This is a genomic window from Herbaspirillum sp. SJZ107, from assembly GCF_006715485.1.
Classification (GTDB): Bacteria; Pseudomonadota; Gammaproteobacteria; order Burkholderiales; family Burkholderiaceae_D; genus Telluria.
On the sequence record NZ_VFNH01000004.1, the window covers coordinates 217,984 to 234,349 of the forward strand.

Genomic DNA, 16,366 nt, shown 5'->3' on the forward strand with positions numbered 1-16,366 from the left:
CCGGCTTTTTTATACATATATACAGTACAGCTCCTGCAATCAGCGATGACGGCGGTGGCGCGTCACCACCACCACATGCTTGCTGCGGGCGCGGCCGCTCGACGCCTTGGCGCGGACACCGCCGGCGCTGACCTTGATGCGTGGGCCGGCCAGTGCGCTCTTGATGCGCGGTGCGCGCAGCGCGGCCTTGATGCGCGGGCCGGCGGCGGCGGTGCGCACGCGGGTGGCGCGGGCCGGGGCGGTCGCCACCGAGATTTCGTCGTTCAGCACGTGGCGGCGGATGTTGAGCGCATCCAGCAGGCGCACCGACGAGGCGCCGGCGTTCAGCAGCACCATGGTCGCGTTCTTGCCGGCGGCTTTCACGCGCATGATCAGGCAGCGGCCCGCTTCCTGGGTATAGCCGGTCTTCGACAGGCCGATGTCCCAGCCCTTGGCGCCGACCAGGCGGTTGGTGTTGTGGTACTCGACTTCGCGGCCCTTGATGTTGATCAGGTGATCCGAGGAGGTCGTGATGCGGGTGATTTCGCCGTAATTCGAGGCTGCGGTCGCCATCTTGACCAGGTCGGCCGCGGTCGACTGGTTATGCGGGCTGAGGCCGGTCGGCTCTTCGATCACGGTCTGGGTCATGCCGAGCGCCATGATCTTGCGCTTGACGGCGGCGCGGAAGGCCTCGGTGCCGCCCGGATAGGTGCGGGCGAGGGCGGCGGCGGCGCGGTTATCCGACGACATCAGGGCCAGCTGCAGCACGTCGCGGCGTGGGATGGTGGCGCCCACCGGTACGCGCGACGAGCTGTGCTTGAGCACGTCGACGTCGCTTTTTTCGATTTCGATCGGCTCGTTCATGTCCTGGTGGGCATCGAGCACGACCATGGCGGTCATGAGTTTGGTCAGGGAAGCGATCGGGGCAACGGTCGAGGCGTTCTTTTCGAACAGCACCTTGCCGGTATCGTCTTCCACCACCAGCACCGATTGCGATCCGAACGGCACGGCGAGGGCGGCCGCACTGGAAATCGTCATCAATACGGCAGCAATGAATTTTTTGATCATGTATGAATAGGGTACGGGTTAATGGTCGGGCGCCGGACGGCGGCGGAACATCAAACGAATCACCAGTAGCGGCAAGCTACTTGGGAATTTTCCATTGATTGATTACATGCCGATGGACATATAACAATGTCGCTCAAAGGAAATCAAAATCAACGGCAAGATTCTACAAGAAAAAAGGCCTCGCGTTGTCGCAAGGCCTTATTTATACAGGGAAATTCTGCAAAGAAATTATTGATGAGTGGTTAAAAATCCCCTCAAGAACAGTTCGCTTTAGATAATGCTGTATATATATACAGCATTTATGTCCAATTCAGCATCCTGGTGAATGCCGGATTGAATCCATTATTTGTTTTGATAAATCTTATCGAATTCGCCGCCATCGTCGAAATGCCGTTTCTGTGCGGCGCGCCAGCCACCGAACACCTCATCCACAGTGAACAGCTGGATCGGTTTGTAATTCGCGGCAAACTGTTTCATGACCTTCTCGTTGCGTACGCGCATGTAATGCTTGGCGCCGATCGCCTGGCCGGCTTCCGAATACAGGAAATTCAGGTAAGCGGTGGCCTGCTTGCGCACACCCTGGCGATCGACCACCTTGTCGACCACTGCCACCGGCGATTCGGCCAGTACCGACATTGCCGGATACACGACTTCGAAGTTGTTGCCGAATTCGGCGCGCACCAGATTCACCTCGTTTTCGAAGGTGACCAGCGCATCGCCGATCTGGCGCTGGGTAAAGGTCGTGGTAGCTGCGCGGCCGCCGCCGTCCAGTACCGGCACGTTCTTGAAGATGCGTGCTACCAGGTTGCGCGCCTGCGCTTCATTGCCGCCTTTCTTGATCACCGACCCCCAGGCGGCCAGGTAGGTATAGCGGCCATTGCCCGCGGTCTTGGGATTCGGGATCACGACCTGCACGCCCGGCTTGGCCAGGTCGGCCCAGTCGCGGATCTGCTTGGGATTCCCTTTGCGCACCAGGAACACCATGGTCGAGTAATACGGGGCCGCGTTGTTCGGGAATTTTTTTGCCCAGTCGGCGGCGACCAGGCCGCGGTCGGCCAGCATGTCGATGTCGTTTGCCTGGTTCATGGTGACCACGGAAGCCGGCAAGCCGTCGGCCACGGCACGGGCCTGCTTGCTGGAACCGCCGTGCGACTGCTTGATAGTGACGGTTTCGCCGCTGCTCTTTTTCCATGCCGCGATGAACGCCGGGTTCACGTCCTTGTACAGCTCGCGTGCGACGTCATACGACACGTTCAGCAGCTCGACCTCGGCGGCCTGGGCCGGCACCACCGCGGACGCGGCCGCCGTGCCGAGTGCAAGCGCCAGCACGATGCGGCGCAATGGAGAAAAATGCAGTGTCTTCATGTGGGTCCCGTACATACCTTGATAAGAAGGCTGGATCATCCGTTATGGCAAGGCAAAACAAAAGTACATTTTCATCATATGCTTAAACGTCCGATTCTGCCGCCAGGGCTGGCGGGCCGTGCCAAAGCAGAGAGTTCCCGTTTGGGTTATAGTCCGGCTTGTCGGACCTCGCAGAAGTGTCCTACCAGCTCGTATTTGACGTCAGAAGTTCATGGGTAATCAGATTTGCGGTATTGACATTCGCCAGGCGACACCAGACGACGCGACAGCAGCCTGCGCACTGCTGCGCCACTCGATCGAGCAGGGCTGCGCGGCCGAGCACAGCCAGCGTCCCGAGCTGCTCCAGGCCTGGCTCGGCAACAAGACCACGCAAAACGTGTCGGCCTGGTTTGCCTCCTCCAGCAATTACGCCGTCGTCGCCGAGCAGGCAGGACAGCTCGTCGGCCTGGCGCTGCTGACGCCGGCCGGCAAGCTGGCGCTGTGCTACGTCGAGCCCGGCCGCCTGCGCAGCGGCATCGGCAGTGAACTGCTGGCCGCCGTCGAAACCCGCGCTCGCGCCTGGAACATCAGCAAGCTGCACATGCACAGCCCGGCCTCGGCCAGCGCCTTTTTCGAGCGCCACGGCTACGTCAATGCGGGCAAGGACAAAGCCTGCTTCGGCCTCGAATGCGATTTCCTGTGGAAACAGCTGGATGCGGTGGAGCCGCCAGCGCGCAAACGCTTTTGCAACTGCAATAATTGATTAACGTCAGTTAGTGCGTATTCAGTGTTGCGTGAAACATTCTGTAATACAAACTGAAACGAACACGTCTTCAATCCATTTGTGCGTTGCGATATAGTACGCGCATTAAAATGATGAGTTCGTTATGGCTTCCCGCAGAGACTTCCTACACCAGGGCTTGCGCCTGACCGCCGCCGGATTGGTGGCCGTGCCCCTGATCGATGCCCGCGCCGCGCGTGCCGGCGCTTCCCAGACTTCCGATGCCGTCGGCGTGGAACCGCCGCCCGACCTGTTCGACGCCCAGGTGGTCGACGCCGACTTCTGGGCCAAGCCGCGCACCCTGTCCGTGATCCGCCCGCAGAGCGGCGAGCGCACCAACGTGCTGTACTGGAAAGACGGCCAGGTGATCGATTCCGCGTACCAGGAACTGTGCCACATCCTGCGCGACGTGAATGGCAAGTCATCGATCCCGATCGACCCCAAGCTGCTCGAGACCCTGTGGGCGTCGCAGGCCTTCGTCGCGCGCTACGGCCTCGACAAGCCGATGGAGATCCTGTCCGGCTACCGCACCCCGGCCTCCAACAGCCGTTTGATCGAGCAGGGCGTGCCCGCGGCGCGCCAGTCACTGCACATGTCGGGCAAGGCGGCCGACGTGCGCATTGCCGGCCTGACCGAGGAAGTGCTGGGCGGCCTGGTAAAAAGTTTCCGCAAGGGCGGCGTCGGCTTCTATTACCGCGGCGGCCCGAAAGGCGGCTGGATCCATGCCGATACCGGCCTGAATCGTACCTGGAAGGGCTGAGCCGGCCTGCAAGCTTCCATTCCGGATGGATAAGCGGCGCGCATTTTCACATCTTTTTGCTATCTTGAGATGGAGGAGCGTATGGCGCTCCGACCTGATCTTATTGGTAATGGAGGTGAAGATGGCAAGCGTAAATGCACCAACCATGGAACGGCGGCACCTGCCGGAACGGCGGGCGGCCGCGCGCGAAGGGCACTCGGCCATGTCGGCAGTCGACTATATCGCGATGGCGCTGCTGATCGTCGGCGGCCTGAACTGGGCCATGGTCGGCCTGTTCGACGTCGACGTGGTCGCCACCCTGTTCGGTCCCGGCAGCCCGGCTACCCGGCTGGTCTACGTGCTGGTCGGCATCGCGGCACTGTACTCGATCTATACCGCGGCCAAGATGAGCCGGCCACGGCATTGACGCGGCTGAGGATCGGACTGATCTCCGACACCCACGGCCTGCTGCGTCCCGAGGCGCTCGACTTCCTTGCCGGGTCCGACCACATCGTCCATGGCGGCGATATCGGCGGACCCGACATCCTCGAACGCCTCGGCACGCTCGCGCCCCTGACTGTGGTCCGCGGCAACAACGACACCGCCGTCTGGGCGCGCTCGATCCCGGAAACCGCGCGCCTCGAACTGGGCGGTGTGGGGCTGTTCGTCATCCACGACCTGAAAACCCTCGAGCTCGATCCGGCAGCGGCCGGCGTGCGCGTGGTGATCGCCGGGCATTCGCACAAGCCGTCCTGCACCGAACGCGGCGGCGTGCTGTACGTGAACCCGGGCAGCGCCGGCCGGCGGCGCTTCAGCCTGCCCATCTCCGCCGGAGAATTGTCGATCGAAAACGGCGAGCTTGCGGTCAAGCTGGTGACCTTGGTGTAGCATACGCGCCGTTTCCATTCATTCCGATAGCGCCACACCATGAGCCAAGACGCCCGCGACAACGCCACCGACCGCCCCCGCTTCCGCCCGGTACCCTGGACCCCGCTGGAGACGCCGCAGGATGTCGAGCTGTGGATCGCCGAGCACAACCAGACCATGCTGGAACTGATCCAGCCGCAGGAGACCGGGGTCGGCGTACGCTTCCGCCTTGCGGTCGGCGGCGACATCTACATGCAGACCACGGCCGACGCCATCCTGCTCGACGTCGAGCCGGACGCCAGCTGGGTCGCACCTTTGATCATGGCCGCCACCAACGCCAGCCAGCCGGAAGGGCAGATCTGGGTGCTGCCGGACGACAAGCTGGTGCAACTGCTGCTGGGCCTGTCGACGCTGGTCGAGAGTTCGCTGATCGTGACCGGGCATAACTTCGGCAAGCACGGGCGGCGCCTGTACTGAGACGGCAGCGCTGCCGGTACGGATAATTACAGTAATAAAAAATTACAGTAATAAAAAACCGGCGCCCAAGGCGCCGGTTTTTTATTGATTACACGTTACATGTTCGGGTAATTCGGCCCGCCGCCACCCTCCGGCGTCACCCAGACGATGTTCTGGGTCGGATCCTTGATGTCGCAGGTCTTGCAGTGCACGCAGTTCTGGGCATTGATCTGCAGGCGGTCACCCCCTGCATCCGTCTTCACGTACTCGTACACCCCCGCCGGGCAGTAGCGCGATTCCGGACCCGCATAGCGGGCCAGGTTGACCTCGACCGGCACGTTCGGGTTCTTCAGCGTCAGGTGCACCGGCTGGTCTTCGGCGTGGTTGGTGTTCGAGATGAACACCGAGGACAGGCGGTCGAAGGTCAGCTTGCCGTCCGGTTTCGGGTACACGATCGGGGTGAACTCGGACGCCGGACGCAGGCATTCATGGTCCGCGTGCTTGTGGCGCAGCGTCCACGGCGCCTTGCCCTTGAACAGGATCTGGTCGATGCCGGTCATGATGGTGCCCAGATACAGGCCCTTGCTCATCCACGGCTTGAAGTTGCGCGCCACGTGCAGCTCTTCGTGCAGCCAGGACTGCTCGAAGGCGGCCGGGTAGCTGGCCAGTTCGTCGTGCTGGCGTTCCTCGCCCAGTGCGGCGAAGGCGGCGTCGGCGGCCATCATGCCGGTCTTGATCGCACCGTGGCTGCCCTTGATGCGGCTGGTGTTGAGGAAGCCGGCATCGCAGCCGATCAGGGCGCCGCCCGGGAACACGAACTTCGGCAGCGACTGCAGGCCGCCGGCGGTGATGGCGCGCGCACCGTACGAGATGCGCTTGCCGCCTTCAAAGAAGCCGCGGATCGCCGGGTGGGTCTTGTAGCGCTGGAATTCCTCGTACGGCGACAGGTAGGGGTTCTGGTAGGCCAGGCCGACCACGAAGCCGACCGCGACCTGGTTGTTTTCCAGGTGGTACAGGAAGGAGCCGCCATAGGTGCTGTTGTCCAGCGGCCAGCCGGCGGTGTGCACCACCAGGCCCGGCTGGTGCTTGGCCGGGTCGATTTCCCACAGTTCCTTGATGCCGATGCCGTAGGTCTGCGGGTCCTTGCCCTTGTTCAGGTCGTACTTGGCGATCAGCTGCTTGCCGAGGTGGCCGCGCGACCCTTCCGCAAAGAAGGTGTACTTGGCATGCAGTTCCATGCCGAGCTGGAACGCGTCGGTCGGCTCGCCGTGGCGGTTCACGCCCATGTTGCCGGTGGCCACGCCCTTGACCGAACCGTCGTCGTTGTACAGCACTTCCGCGGCCGGGAAGCCGGGGAAGATCTCGACGCCCAGCGCTTCGGCCTGCTGGCCGAGCCAGCGCACCACGTTGGCCAGCGAGATCACGTAGTTGCCGTGGTTGGTCAGCATCTTCGGGACCATGAACGACGGCGTGGCGTAGGATTTGGTCTCGGTCAGGAACAGCACGCGGTCTTCGGTCACCGCAGTATTGAGCGGAGCGCCCAGTTCTTTCCAGTTCGGGAACAGTTCGGTCAGCGCGCGCGGGTCCATCACCGCGCCCGACAGGATATGGGCGCCGAGCTCGCCGCCTTTTTCCAGCACGCAGACCGACACCTCGCGGCCTTTCTCGGCGGCGAGCTGCTTGAGGCGGATCGCGCTTGCCAGGCCGGCCGGGCCGCCGCCGACGATCACGACGTCGTATTCCATCGCCTCGCGCGGGCCGTATTGTTCGAGGATGTTGTTGGGCTGAGTCATTATTATCTAGTGTTGAAAAAATTTAAGCACGAGTGTGCACTTTTTTACTCGCGATTGCAACGCCGTGCGCTATTGTAGGGCATGTATTAGATGCGGCAATCTAAACCGCGTGAAATAGGCGAAGTGTGCAATCATAATGTCTTCGCAACAGAATAACGTTCGGCTAAGGGAGACCCACGTGGGAATCGAAGTCAATTTCGAAGGCAAGATCGCCATGGTCACCGGCGCTTCCAGCGGGCTCGGCGCCCGTTTCGCGAAGGCGCTGGCCGGCGCCGGCGCCCAGGTGGTACTGGCCTCGCGCCGCCTCGAGCGGCTCAAGGAATTGCGTGCCGAGATCGAGGCCGACGGCGGCGCCGCCCACGTGGTGACGCTCGACGTGACCGACCTCGCCAGCATCAAGTCGGCGATCGCGCATGCCGAGACCGAGGTCGGGCCGATCGACATCCTGGTCAACAATTCGGGGGTCTCGACCACCCAGCGCCTGCTCGACGTCACCGAGGAAGACTACGGCTACATGATGGACACCAACCTGCGCGGCGCCTTCTTCATGGCCCAGCAGACCGCCAGGCGCATGATCCAGCGCGCCAAGGGCGACCCGAAAAAACAGCACCGCATCGTCAACATCGCGTCGGTGGCCGGGTTGCGCGTGCTGCCGCAGATCGGCGTGTATTGCATGAGCAAGGCCGGCGTGGTGCAGATGACCAAGGCGATGGCGGTCGAGTGGGGCCGCTACGGCATCAACGTGAACGCGATCTGCCCCGGCTACATCGCCACCGAGATGAACGAGGACTACTTCGACACCGAGCAGGGCAAGAAGCTGATCGAAATGCTGCCGCGCCGCCGCACCGGCAAGCCGGAAGACCTCGATGGCCTGCTGCTGCTGCTGGCGGCCGAGGAAGCGCACTTCATCAACGGCGCCATCATCACTGCCGACGACGGCATGACGGCGCAATGACCGGTACGGTAAACAAGGGCGCTGCGCTGCTGATGGTGCACGGCCTGCTCGGGCCGATCGATTATTTCGCGCCGGCGCGGCTCCTGGCAGGCATCGACGTCCATGCCCCCGACATGATCGGCTACGGCCGCCACCGCAGCGAGGAAGCCGGCATCGACCTGCCTGGCCAGGCCGACGCGCTGGCGCACTACCTGCGCGACGAGGTCGAACAGCCGGCCTGGCTGCTCGGCCACAGCGTCGGCGGCGCGGTGGCGATGATGGTGGCCGACCGCGTGCCCGAGCTGGTGCGCGGCCTGATCAGCGTCGAGGGCAATTTCACGCTGCGCGACGCCTTCTGGTGCGCCCGCATCGCCGCGCTCGGCGAGGAAGAGTGGGCGGCCGAGTACGGCGCGATGGAAGACGCACCCGCCGCCTGGCTCGAAAAGAGCGGCATCGAAGCCTATGACGAACGCATCGCCTGGGCGAAGGACATCCTCAGCAACCAGCCGTACACGACCGTGCAGCGCATGGCGCGTTCGACCGTCGCGGAGACCGGCAAGCCCGAGTGGCTCGACTTGGTGCGGCGCGTGCTGGTGCGCGATACGCCCTTGTACCTGCTGGGCGGCGAACAGTCGGCCGCTGGCTGGGACGTGCCCGAATGGGTGCTGGCGGCGGCGCGCCAGATCCTGGTGCAGCCGAAGACCGGGCACATGATGATGCTCGAGGATCCGCGGAATTTCTGCCGTATCGTCGGGTCCATCATCGGCGGCGGCGAGGGCAGTGCGGGCACCGCCCCCTAACGATTTTTTTCAACGAAGCAAGGCAGCAAGTAATGAGTGAGAAGAAACACGTCCACGTCATGCGCCAGGATATCCGCTGGGGCGACATGGATGCATTCGGGCATGTGAACAACACCGTGTATTTCCGTTACATGGAGACCGCGCGCATCGCCTTCCTGGAAGAGACCGCGGGACGCACCGACACCGCAAGCGAAGGACCGGTGATCGTCACCGCCTACTGCACCTTCGCCAAGCAGCTCAAGTACCCGGGCCAGATCGAGGTGCGCACCTTCGTCGGCACCCCGGGCCGTTCCAGCATCGAAGTCACGCACGAGATCCGCCTGGTCGACGAGAACGGCAACGCCGACGTGGTGCATGCCGAAGGCGGCGCCAAGGTGGTGTGGGTGAATTACGCGGCCGAGAAGTCGGTGCCGCTGCCGGAAGCGCTGAAGGCGCTGGTGCCGGCGGCGTGAAGCAATGCGGCGGGCAGGGTGCTGCCCGCTTCAGCGCGCCACGCCCACCAGCTTGTGCACCAGTTCGGACGAGGTCGAGGCCGAGAACTTCTTCATCAGCTTGGCGCGGTGCATCTCCACCGTGCGCGGCGACAGGTCGGTCTCGCGCGCGATCACCTTGCTGGTCTTTCCTTCCACCAGCAGCGCCGCGATCTCGCGCTCGCGCGGGGTCAGCTCGGCCGTGACCGGACGCTTTTCGCTGACGTCCTCGAAGGTCCAGACCCCGGCCCCGAGGGGCTTGCCGGCATCGAGCGCGCGGCCGGTCACGTGGCACCAGAACAGCTCGCCGTCGGCACGGCGCATGATGCGTTCGTCCGAATAGCGGCCGCGCGCGTTCATGATCGGGATGATGCGGTCGCCGGTGCGCAGGAACTCGTCCATGGTCGGGTACAGCACCGCGAACGACTCGCCGTTCAATTGTGTGCAGTCATAGCCGAACATCGCGCCCAGCGCATGGTTGCAGGACTGGATGATGCGGTCGATCGAAATGCACATGCCTACCGGCGCATGCTGGAAAATCATCTCGTAGTCGATGGCGTATGATGCGTTCATGTCGGTGGGCACCTCGGTTGTCTCCCTGGCCGGTGACCGGTAGTTCTACGGTATTGTGCTTGGAAGAGTGCTATTTTATGCTGCCATTCTACTCTGCGGTACACATCGGGCCGGGCTCGCTTGACGTTTCCGGCTTACATCTATAAACAAGGGACGGGTATGAACAAAGTTTATCCAGATGCGCGGTCTGCGCTCGAAGGCGTCGTGCAGGACGGCCAGACCATCGCCGTCGGCGGTTTCGGGCTGTGCGGCATTCCGGAAGCGCTGATCCTGGCGCTGCGCGATTCCGGCGTCAAGGACTTGACGGCCATCTCCAACAACGCCGGCGTCGACGACTTCGGCCTCGGCCAGCTCCTCGCGACGCGCCAGATCAAGAAGATGATCGCGTCCTATGTCGGCGAAAACAAGGAATTCGCGCGCCAGTACCTGGCCGGCGAACTCGAACTCGAATTCACGCCCCAGGGCACGCTGGCCGAGAAACTGCGCGCCGGCGGCGCCGGCATCCCGGCCTTCTTCACCAAGACCGGCTACGGCACCATCGTCGCCGAAGGCAAGGAAACCCGCGAATTCGATGGCGAGATGTACGTGATGGAACGCGCGCTGTTGCCGGACGTGTCGCTGGTCAAGGCCTACATGGCCGACCGCGCCGGCAACCTGGTGTTCCGCAAGACCGCACGCAACTTCAACCCGAACGTTGCCACCGCGGGCAAGATCTGCATCGTGGAAGTCGAAAAGCTGGTCGAGATCGGCGAGATCGATCCGGATCAGGTGCACACCCCGAGCATTTTCGTGCACCGCATCGTGCATAACCCGACGCCGGAAAAGCGCATCGAACAGCGCACCGTGCGCCCAGCATAAGACCAGGACGGAGACAACCATGGCATGGACTCGTGATGAAATGGCCGCGCGCGCGGCAAAGGAACTGCAGGACGGTTTCTACGTGAACCTGGGCATCGGCTTGCCGACCCTGGTGGCAAACTACGTCCCGGACGATATCGAAGTGTTCCTGCAATCGGAAAACGGTTTGCTGGGCATCGGCCCGTTTCCGACGGATGCCGAAGTCGACGCCGACCTGATCAACGCCGGCAAGCAGACCGTGACCGCGCTGCCGGGCTCGGCCTACTTCAGCTCGGCCGATTCCTTCGGCATGATCCGCGGCGGCAAGATCAACCTCGCCATCCTGGGCGCGATGCAGGTGTCGGAACAGGGCGACCTGGCCAACTGGATGATCCCGGGCAAGATGGTGAAGGGCATGGGCGGCGCGATGGACCTGGTCGCCGGCGTGAAGCGCGTGGTGGTCGTGATGGAACACGTCGCCACCGCCAAGGACGGCTCGACCAGCCACAAGATCCTCAAAAAGTGCGATCTGCCGCTGACCGGCGTCGGCGTGGTCGACCGCATCATCACCGACCTCGGCGTGATCGACATCACCGATACCGGCCTCAAGCTGGTGGAACTGGCGCCGGGCGTGAGCAAGGAGCAGGTGGTGGCCGCGACCCAGGCCGAGCTGGATACCTCGGCGCTCTGAGCACATTCACTGGCCAGCAACCGAACGGCCCGCAACCGGACAGTCCGGTTGCGGGCCGTTCGTTTATCCCAGGGTCCAGACGTACTGGACCACCGTCCATGCTTCGACCGGCTGGCCATCCTTCAGCGCCGGCTTGAAGCTGCATTTTTCCAGCGCGACCCGGGCCGCTTCGTCCAGACCCGCGAAACCGCTGGAGTGCTGGACTTTCGATGCGGTCACCTTGCCGTCCTGGCCGACCTTGAAGTCGAGCGCGACCGTGCCCTGGTGGCGCTCGCGCAGATCGGATTCCGGATACATGGGTTTGGCGCACGAGTTGAAATCCAGGAGCGCTTTTTGCGTCACGCCTCCGGCGTCGTGCTGGGCGCCGGACAGCGGCGCGCAACCGGCCATGGCGCAGGCCAGCGCGAAGCCGAGTGCTGCCTTGCGTGCGGATGAATGTCGAAACATGGTACTCCTCCTCGGCCTGTGGCCGTCGTTGATCATTCTTTACTCCAGGGTCCAGACGTACTGCACGTTGGCCCACTGCGCCGCGGCGCGTCCGTCGACCGTCCCCGGCTTGAACCTGCATTCGGCGATCGCCGCGCGCGAGGCTTCGTCCATCGTCGCGTAGCCGCTCGAGCGCTCGACCTTCGATTCGGCGACGCGGCCCTCGGCATCGATCAGGAAGGCCAGGGTCGTGGTGCCCTGGTGGCCGGCGTTGAGGTCGGCGTGCGGGTACTGCGGCTTGGCGCAGGTCGAGAAATCGGCGATCGGGCCGCTGCTGGCGCCGCGCAGCGTATCCCGATGCACAAGGGGCGGTGCCGGCGCAAAGACCGACGTGGCGGCCGGCTTCAGCACGTGCGCGCCAAGGGCGCAGGCCAGCGCCAGGCCCAGCACGGGCAGGGCGGCCGTCCAGTCCAGGGCCTGTTGGCCCGGGCGCAGCAGGCGCCGGATGCGCGCCGTCAGGTCGCCGCCGTTGGCCGCCTGCGCCAGGTGATGGCCGGAAAACTGCAGGCGCTCGAGTTCGGACAGCGCCAGCGCCAGGCGGCGCGGCTCGCCCAGGTGGTGGGCGGCGTAATCGTCGGCGATCTGTTCGCGCTCGAGGCGGATGCGGTGCGAGATCCACCAGACGGCCGGGTGGTAGAACAGCAGGGTCTCGATCAGGTTCTGCAGCAGGTTGACCAGGTAGTCGTGGCGCTGTACGTGGCCGAGTTCGTGCGCCAGCAGGGCTTCCAGCAGCTGCGGCGGCATGCCGGACACCAGCGCTGCCGGCACCAGCACTACCGGACGCCACCAGCCTGCCGTGATCGGGCTGGCCAGGCCGTCGACGATGCGCAGGCGCACCTCGCGGCCGAGTCCGCAACGCGCGGCCATCTGCGACAGGCGTGCCTGCCACGCCGGGTCGGTGGCGCAAGTGCGGCCGGCGCGGCCGATCCAGACCAGGCCGAGCGCCATGCGCAGCGCCAGGGCGGACGCAGCGGTGGCCCACAGGCCGACGATCCAGTCGAGGTGGCTCTGGCACCAGGCCAGCAGCCATGCCGGCAGCCCGGCCGCGCCTTCGGCACCGGCGGCCACCGCCAGCCCGGGCAGGGCGCCCGCGGCCTTGCCGGTGTTCAGGCTGCTCCCCAGTCCCAGCACCAGGCCGGCCAGCGGCCACGCCAGGCACAGCAGCAGCCCGGCGCAAGCCACCGCGTAGCGCCGCTGCGGCGCCGCATTGCGCAGCACCGTCAGGGCCAGCGCCGTGACGCAGCCGACCAATGCACCCTGCCACACGAAGTGCAGCAGCGCCCAGCCGATCGCGGCGACCGCCGCCTCGGCGCTCATTGCTTGTCCTCGTCTTTCAGCAGCTTCTCGATTTCTTCCCGTTCCTTTTTCGAGATGCCGGTCTTGAGCGCGGCCAGCACCAGCGCCTTGGCGGAGCCGGAAAAGGCGCGCTGCATCAAGTCCTTGAGCAGGTTGGTCTGCAGCGATTCCTGGGCCTGGGCCGGCGCGTACACGTGCGAGCGTTCGCTCTCGTCGCGGATCAGGAGGCCCTTGCCGTGCATGATCTGCATCAGGCGCAGCACGGTGGCATAGGTCACGTCCGGACGCTCCCGGGTGATGGTTTCGTGCACCTGGCGCGCGGTGGCGGAACCCAGCGGCCACAGTACCTGCAGCAGGTCGAGTTCGGCCGGGGTCGGCTTGGGGAGGGCGGGAGACTTGGCCATGGCGGATCCTTGGTATCGAGTGTGCATACGTAGACTAAACCGTCTAGAAGAGGCTGTCTACTGAATTATTTGAACACGTGCTACTTGCTCAGGCGATCGGTATCGGTCTAGCATAGACAATATTGTCTACTGCGCTGCCTCTGCGCGAACGAACAGAATCCTTTGACGATGGAGATCGCATGACCGACATGAAAACCCGCCTGCGCGCCGTGGCGCTGTCCTTGTCCTTGGCCAGCGCCGCCGGCGCGGCCGCGGCCTCGCCCGTACCCGACTATCCGTTCGTGCACGTGGTCGGCAGCGCCTACACCGCGGTGATCCCCGACATCGCCGTGCTCGATTTCGAGATCGTGGCGGCGGACGCCGACCCGGCTGCGGCCAAGGCGGTGCTGGAAGCGCGCGTCGGCGAGATCCGGGCGCTGATGCAGCAGCTGGGCCTGGACCCGGAAGACGCCGTCGTGCGCGAGGTGCGCCAGAGCGTGCGCAAGGGCGAGCAGGCGCCCGGCGGCGGTCCGCTGTATGAGCTGCGCTGCGACGTCAAGATCAGCGTGCGCAACGTCAGCAGCTGGCCGGCGCTGGCCGGCGGCCTGTTCGGCAAGCCCAACCTGGACGGCTTCGCCTCGACCTTCGACCTCAGTACGATGCAGCAGACCAACGACGAGCTGGTGGCCAATGCCATCGCCGACGCGCGCCGCCGCGCCGAGGTCATCGCCGCCGCCTCCGGACGCCGCCTCGGCGCCGTCACCGCGGTGACGCCCGAGGGCATCAAGAACCTGAGCACCGCGATGGGCCTGCAGCGCGAAGACTTCCGCATGGAAAGGCGGGTCGGGACCCCGGGCCGGGGCGACGTCGACCGCGAACAGCTGATGACGATCTCGGCGATCCGCCTGAACCAGCCGGTCGACGTGATCTTCCGCCTGGAGAACCTGTCCAGCGCCAGGCCGCGCCCGCCCAGGAAGCCTTGAGCCGGCCGGCGCCGGGGAGTCGAGCAAGCGCCGCCAAGGTCCAATGGGAAATCGGCAGCGGGGGGTAGAGGACGATGGCGGACATGGCCGACAGCACGGCAGACCGGACCGGGGACCGGCGGCGCTTCGCCGCCGAACTGTGGCAACTGTTGCGCCAGTACCGCTGGCGCATCGCCTTTTCCGTGGTGCTGCTGCTGGTGGCCAAGCTGGCGACCGTGGCCGTGCCCTTGCTGCTCAAGCGCATCATCGACACCTTTTCGCACGCGCCGTTGCCGTCCCACCTGGCGCTCGGCTTGCCGGCCTACCTGCTGGCCGGCTACGCCCTGCTGCGCTTTTCGTCGACCCTGTTCAACGAGTGGCGCGACCTGATCTTCGCGCGCGTGACGTTGAACACCGTCAAGGCCTACGCCGAAAAGACCTTCGCCCACCTGCATGCGCTCGGTCCGCGCTTCCACGCCGGGCGCCAGGTCGGCAGCCTGCTGCCGGACATCGACCGCGGCACCAGCGGCATCGCCTTCCTGCTCGGGATCGGCCTGTTCACCATCGTGCCGACCCTGGTCGAGATCGGCCTGGTGCTGGCCATCATGCTGGGCCGCTATCCGCCTTCGTTCGCGGTCATCATCGGCGCCACCTTTCTCGCGTATTCCGGCTTCACGCTGGTGTTCACGGCGCGCCGCGTGATCTACCAGCGCCGCGTCAACAAGCTCGACTCGCGCGCCAAGGGGCAGATGGCGGACAGCCTGATGAATTACGATACCGTCAAGGCCTTCACCAACGAAGCCTGGGAGTCGCGCCGCTTTTCGGCCACGATGGCAGACTGGATGGGGGCCGGCATCAAGAACCAGCGTGCGCTGTTCATCCTGCACGTGGGGCAGAGCGGGGTGATCGCCGCCGGCGTCGCCGCCATCATGCTGCTGGCCGGGCAGGCGGTGCTGGCGCGCAGCATGAGCGTGGGCGACCTGGTGCTGATCAATGCCTATGCGCTGCAGGTCTGCCTGCCGCTGAATGCGCTCGGCTTCGTGTACCGCGAATCGCGCGACGCCTGGGTCAACGCCGAGCGCCTGTTCGCGCTGCTGCGCCTGCGGCCCGAGATCGAGGACCCGCCTGATGCGCCGGCGCTGCATGTCGGCGCCGGCGCCGGGGTTGGCGATGTGGTGTTCGAGCACGTCAGCTTTCATTACGATCCCGAGCGTCCGGTGCTGTTCGACCTGAGCCTGCACATCCCGTCCGGCACCACGCTGGCCGTGGTCGGGCGCAGCGGGTCAGGCAAGTCGACGCTGGCGCGCCTGCTGCTGCGTTTGTACGACCCGGCCAGCGGCCGCATCCTGATCGACGGCCAGGACATCCGCCACCGCAGTCCGACCAGCGTGCGGCGCGCGATCGGCGTGGTGCCGCAGGATACGGCGCTGTTCAACGACAGCATCGGCAACAACATCGCCTACGCGCGCGTGGGCGCCACCCAGGACGAGGTGATCGGCGCCGCCCGCGCCGCGCTGCTGCACGACCTGATCGCCTCGCTGCCGGAGGGCTACGCCACCCCGGCCGGCGAGCGCGGCGTCAAGTTCTCGGGCGGCGAGCGCCAGCGCATCGGCATCGCGCGCGTGATCCTGAAGGACCCGGCGATCCTGATCTTCGACGAGGCGACGTCGGCGCTGGATTCGGTGTCCGAGCACGCGATCGCCCGGGAACTGGAGCGCCTGTCGCACCGGCGCACCACCCTGATCATCGCGCACCGGCTGTCGACCATCGTGCATGCGCATGCGATCGTGGTGATGGAGCGCGGGCGCATCGTCGAGCAGGGCACGCATGCCGAGCTGCTGCGGCGCAAGGGGGCATATGCGCGCCTGTGGATGCTGCAGCAGCACATGGACCGCGAACGCGGCTAG

The 16,366-nt window shown here is 64.9% G+C and carries 19 protein-coding genes; 12 read left to right on the top strand and 7 right to left on the bottom strand.

The window, feature by feature from the left end; all coding sequences use genetic code 11:
* Positions 1 to 39: 39 nt before the first annotated feature.
* Positions 40 to 1,017 carry a serine hydrolase gene (locus FBX97_RS24005; RefSeq protein ID WP_370457333.1) on the bottom strand — a complete coding sequence of 326 codons (978 nt, stop codon included), beginning with the start codon at positions 1,015 to 1,017 and terminating at the stop codon, positions 40 to 42.
* 372 nt (positions 1,018 to 1,389) lie between these two features.
* Positions 1,390 to 2,412, bottom strand: a complete 1,023-nt coding sequence (locus tag FBX97_RS24010) for a sulfate ABC transporter substrate-binding protein (protein ID WP_141837447.1) — start codon at positions 2,410 to 2,412, stop codon at positions 1,390 to 1,392.
* Positions 2,413 to 2,623: 211 nt separating this feature from the next.
* Here FBX97_RS24010 and FBX97_RS24015 point away from each other — a divergent pair, with 211 nt between their 5' ends.
* The 5 genes from FBX97_RS24015 to FBX97_RS24035 all read left to right on the top strand — a co-directional run bounded on the left by FBX97_RS24015 (position 2,624) and on the right by FBX97_RS24035 (position 5,255).
* A complete protein-coding gene (locus tag FBX97_RS24015; protein WP_141837449.1) occupies positions 2,624 to 3,154 on the top strand; it encodes a GNAT family N-acetyltransferase in 531 nt (176 codons plus the stop codon).
* A 124-nt stretch (positions 3,155 to 3,278) separates the two neighbouring features.
* Positions 3,279 to 3,932: a DUF882 domain-containing protein gene (locus tag FBX97_RS24020; protein ID WP_141837451.1), complete on the top strand. Its 654-nt coding sequence runs from the start codon at positions 3,279 to 3,281 to the stop codon at positions 3,930 to 3,932.
* Between the two features lie 121 nt (positions 3,933 to 4,053).
* Complete coding sequence (locus tag FBX97_RS30275) at positions 4,054 to 4,338, top strand: DUF378 domain-containing protein (RefSeq protein WP_141837453.1); 285 nt, start codon at positions 4,054 to 4,056, stop codon at positions 4,336 to 4,338.
* Positions 4,339 to 4,343: 5 nt separating this feature from the next.
* The gene (locus tag FBX97_RS30280) at positions 4,344 to 4,799 is read left to right on the top strand and encodes a metallophosphoesterase family protein (protein ID WP_141838120.1); all 456 of its coding nucleotides are present in this window, start codon (positions 4,344 to 4,346) and stop codon (positions 4,797 to 4,799) included.
* 39 nt (positions 4,800 to 4,838) lie between these two features.
* Positions 4,839 to 5,255 (top strand): hypothetical protein, encoded by a 417-nt coding sequence (locus FBX97_RS24035; RefSeq protein ID WP_141837455.1) that lies wholly within the window; start codon positions 4,839 to 4,841, stop codon positions 5,253 to 5,255.
* Positions 5,256 to 5,350: 95 nt separating this feature from the next.
* Here the strand turns inward: FBX97_RS24035 and FBX97_RS24040 are convergent, their stop codons facing one another.
* The gene (locus tag FBX97_RS24040; protein WP_185748726.1) at positions 5,351 to 7,027 is read right to left on the bottom strand and encodes an electron transfer flavoprotein-ubiquinone oxidoreductase; all 1,677 of its coding nucleotides are present in this window, start codon (positions 7,025 to 7,027) and stop codon (positions 5,351 to 5,353) included.
* Positions 7,028 to 7,205: 178 nt separating this feature from the next.
* Here FBX97_RS24040 and FBX97_RS24045 point away from each other — a divergent pair, with 178 nt between their 5' ends.
* From FBX97_RS24045 to FBX97_RS24055, 3 genes are read left to right on the top strand one after another with little or no spacing between them, the layout of a single operon-like run.
* A complete protein-coding gene (locus FBX97_RS24045; RefSeq protein ID WP_141837456.1) occupies positions 7,206 to 7,982 on the top strand; it encodes an SDR family oxidoreductase in 777 nt (258 codons plus the stop codon).
* Positions 7,979 to 8,761 (top strand): alpha/beta fold hydrolase, encoded by a 783-nt coding sequence (locus FBX97_RS24050; protein ID WP_141837458.1) that lies wholly within the window; start codon positions 7,979 to 7,981, stop codon positions 8,759 to 8,761. Before FBX97_RS24045 ends, FBX97_RS24050 begins: the two co-directional genes overlap by 4 nt.
* A gap of 32 nt (positions 8,762 to 8,793) precedes the next feature.
* Positions 8,794 to 9,213 carry a thioesterase family protein gene (locus FBX97_RS24055; protein WP_141837460.1) on the top strand — a complete coding sequence of 140 codons (420 nt, stop codon included), beginning with the start codon at positions 8,794 to 8,796 and terminating at the stop codon, positions 9,211 to 9,213.
* A 30-nt stretch (positions 9,214 to 9,243) separates the two neighbouring features.
* Here the strand turns inward: FBX97_RS24055 and FBX97_RS24060 are convergent, their stop codons facing one another.
* Positions 9,244 to 9,804: a PAS and helix-turn-helix domain-containing protein gene (locus FBX97_RS24060; protein ID WP_141837462.1), complete on the bottom strand. Its 561-nt coding sequence runs from the start codon at positions 9,802 to 9,804 to the stop codon at positions 9,244 to 9,246.
* 159 nt (positions 9,805 to 9,963) lie between these two features.
* Between FBX97_RS24060 and FBX97_RS24065 the strand changes: the two genes are divergently transcribed.
* A complete protein-coding gene (locus FBX97_RS24065) occupies positions 9,964 to 10,662 on the top strand; it encodes a CoA transferase subunit A (RefSeq protein WP_141837465.1) in 699 nt (232 codons plus the stop codon).
* 19 nt (positions 10,663 to 10,681) lie between these two features.
* Entirely contained in the window at positions 10,682 to 11,332 is a 651-nt protein-coding gene (locus tag FBX97_RS24070) for a 3-oxoacid CoA-transferase subunit B (RefSeq protein ID WP_141837467.1), read from the top strand.
* Positions 11,333 to 11,395: 63 nt separating this feature from the next.
* Here the strand turns inward: FBX97_RS24070 and FBX97_RS24075 are convergent, their stop codons facing one another.
* The 3 genes from FBX97_RS24075 to FBX97_RS24085 are packed head-to-tail and all read right to left on the bottom strand — an operon-like array spanning position 11,396 to position 13,518.
* Positions 11,396 to 11,779, bottom strand: a complete 384-nt coding sequence (locus tag FBX97_RS24075) for an energy transducer TonB (protein ID WP_255517620.1) — start codon at positions 11,777 to 11,779, stop codon at positions 11,396 to 11,398.
* Between the two features lie 39 nt (positions 11,780 to 11,818).
* A complete protein-coding gene (locus tag FBX97_RS24080) occupies positions 11,819 to 13,135 on the bottom strand; it encodes a M56 family metallopeptidase (protein WP_141837471.1) in 1,317 nt (438 codons plus the stop codon).
* Positions 13,132 to 13,518 carry a BlaI/MecI/CopY family transcriptional regulator gene (locus tag FBX97_RS24085; protein WP_141837473.1) on the bottom strand — a complete coding sequence of 129 codons (387 nt, stop codon included), beginning with the start codon at positions 13,516 to 13,518 and terminating at the stop codon, positions 13,132 to 13,134. Before FBX97_RS24085 ends, FBX97_RS24080 begins: the two co-directional genes overlap by 4 nt.
* Positions 13,519 to 13,697: 179 nt before the next feature.
* On the opposite strand from FBX97_RS24085, the gene FBX97_RS24090 reads away from it, so the two are divergent.
* Positions 13,698 to 14,480, top strand: coding sequence for an SIMPL domain-containing protein (locus FBX97_RS24090; protein ID WP_141837475.1), 783 nt, complete (start codon positions 13,698 to 13,700; stop codon positions 14,478 to 14,480).
* An 83-nt stretch (positions 14,481 to 14,563) separates the two neighbouring features.
* A complete protein-coding gene (locus tag FBX97_RS24095; protein WP_141837477.1) occupies positions 14,564 to 16,366 on the top strand; it encodes an ABC transporter ATP-binding protein/permease in 1,803 nt (600 codons plus the stop codon).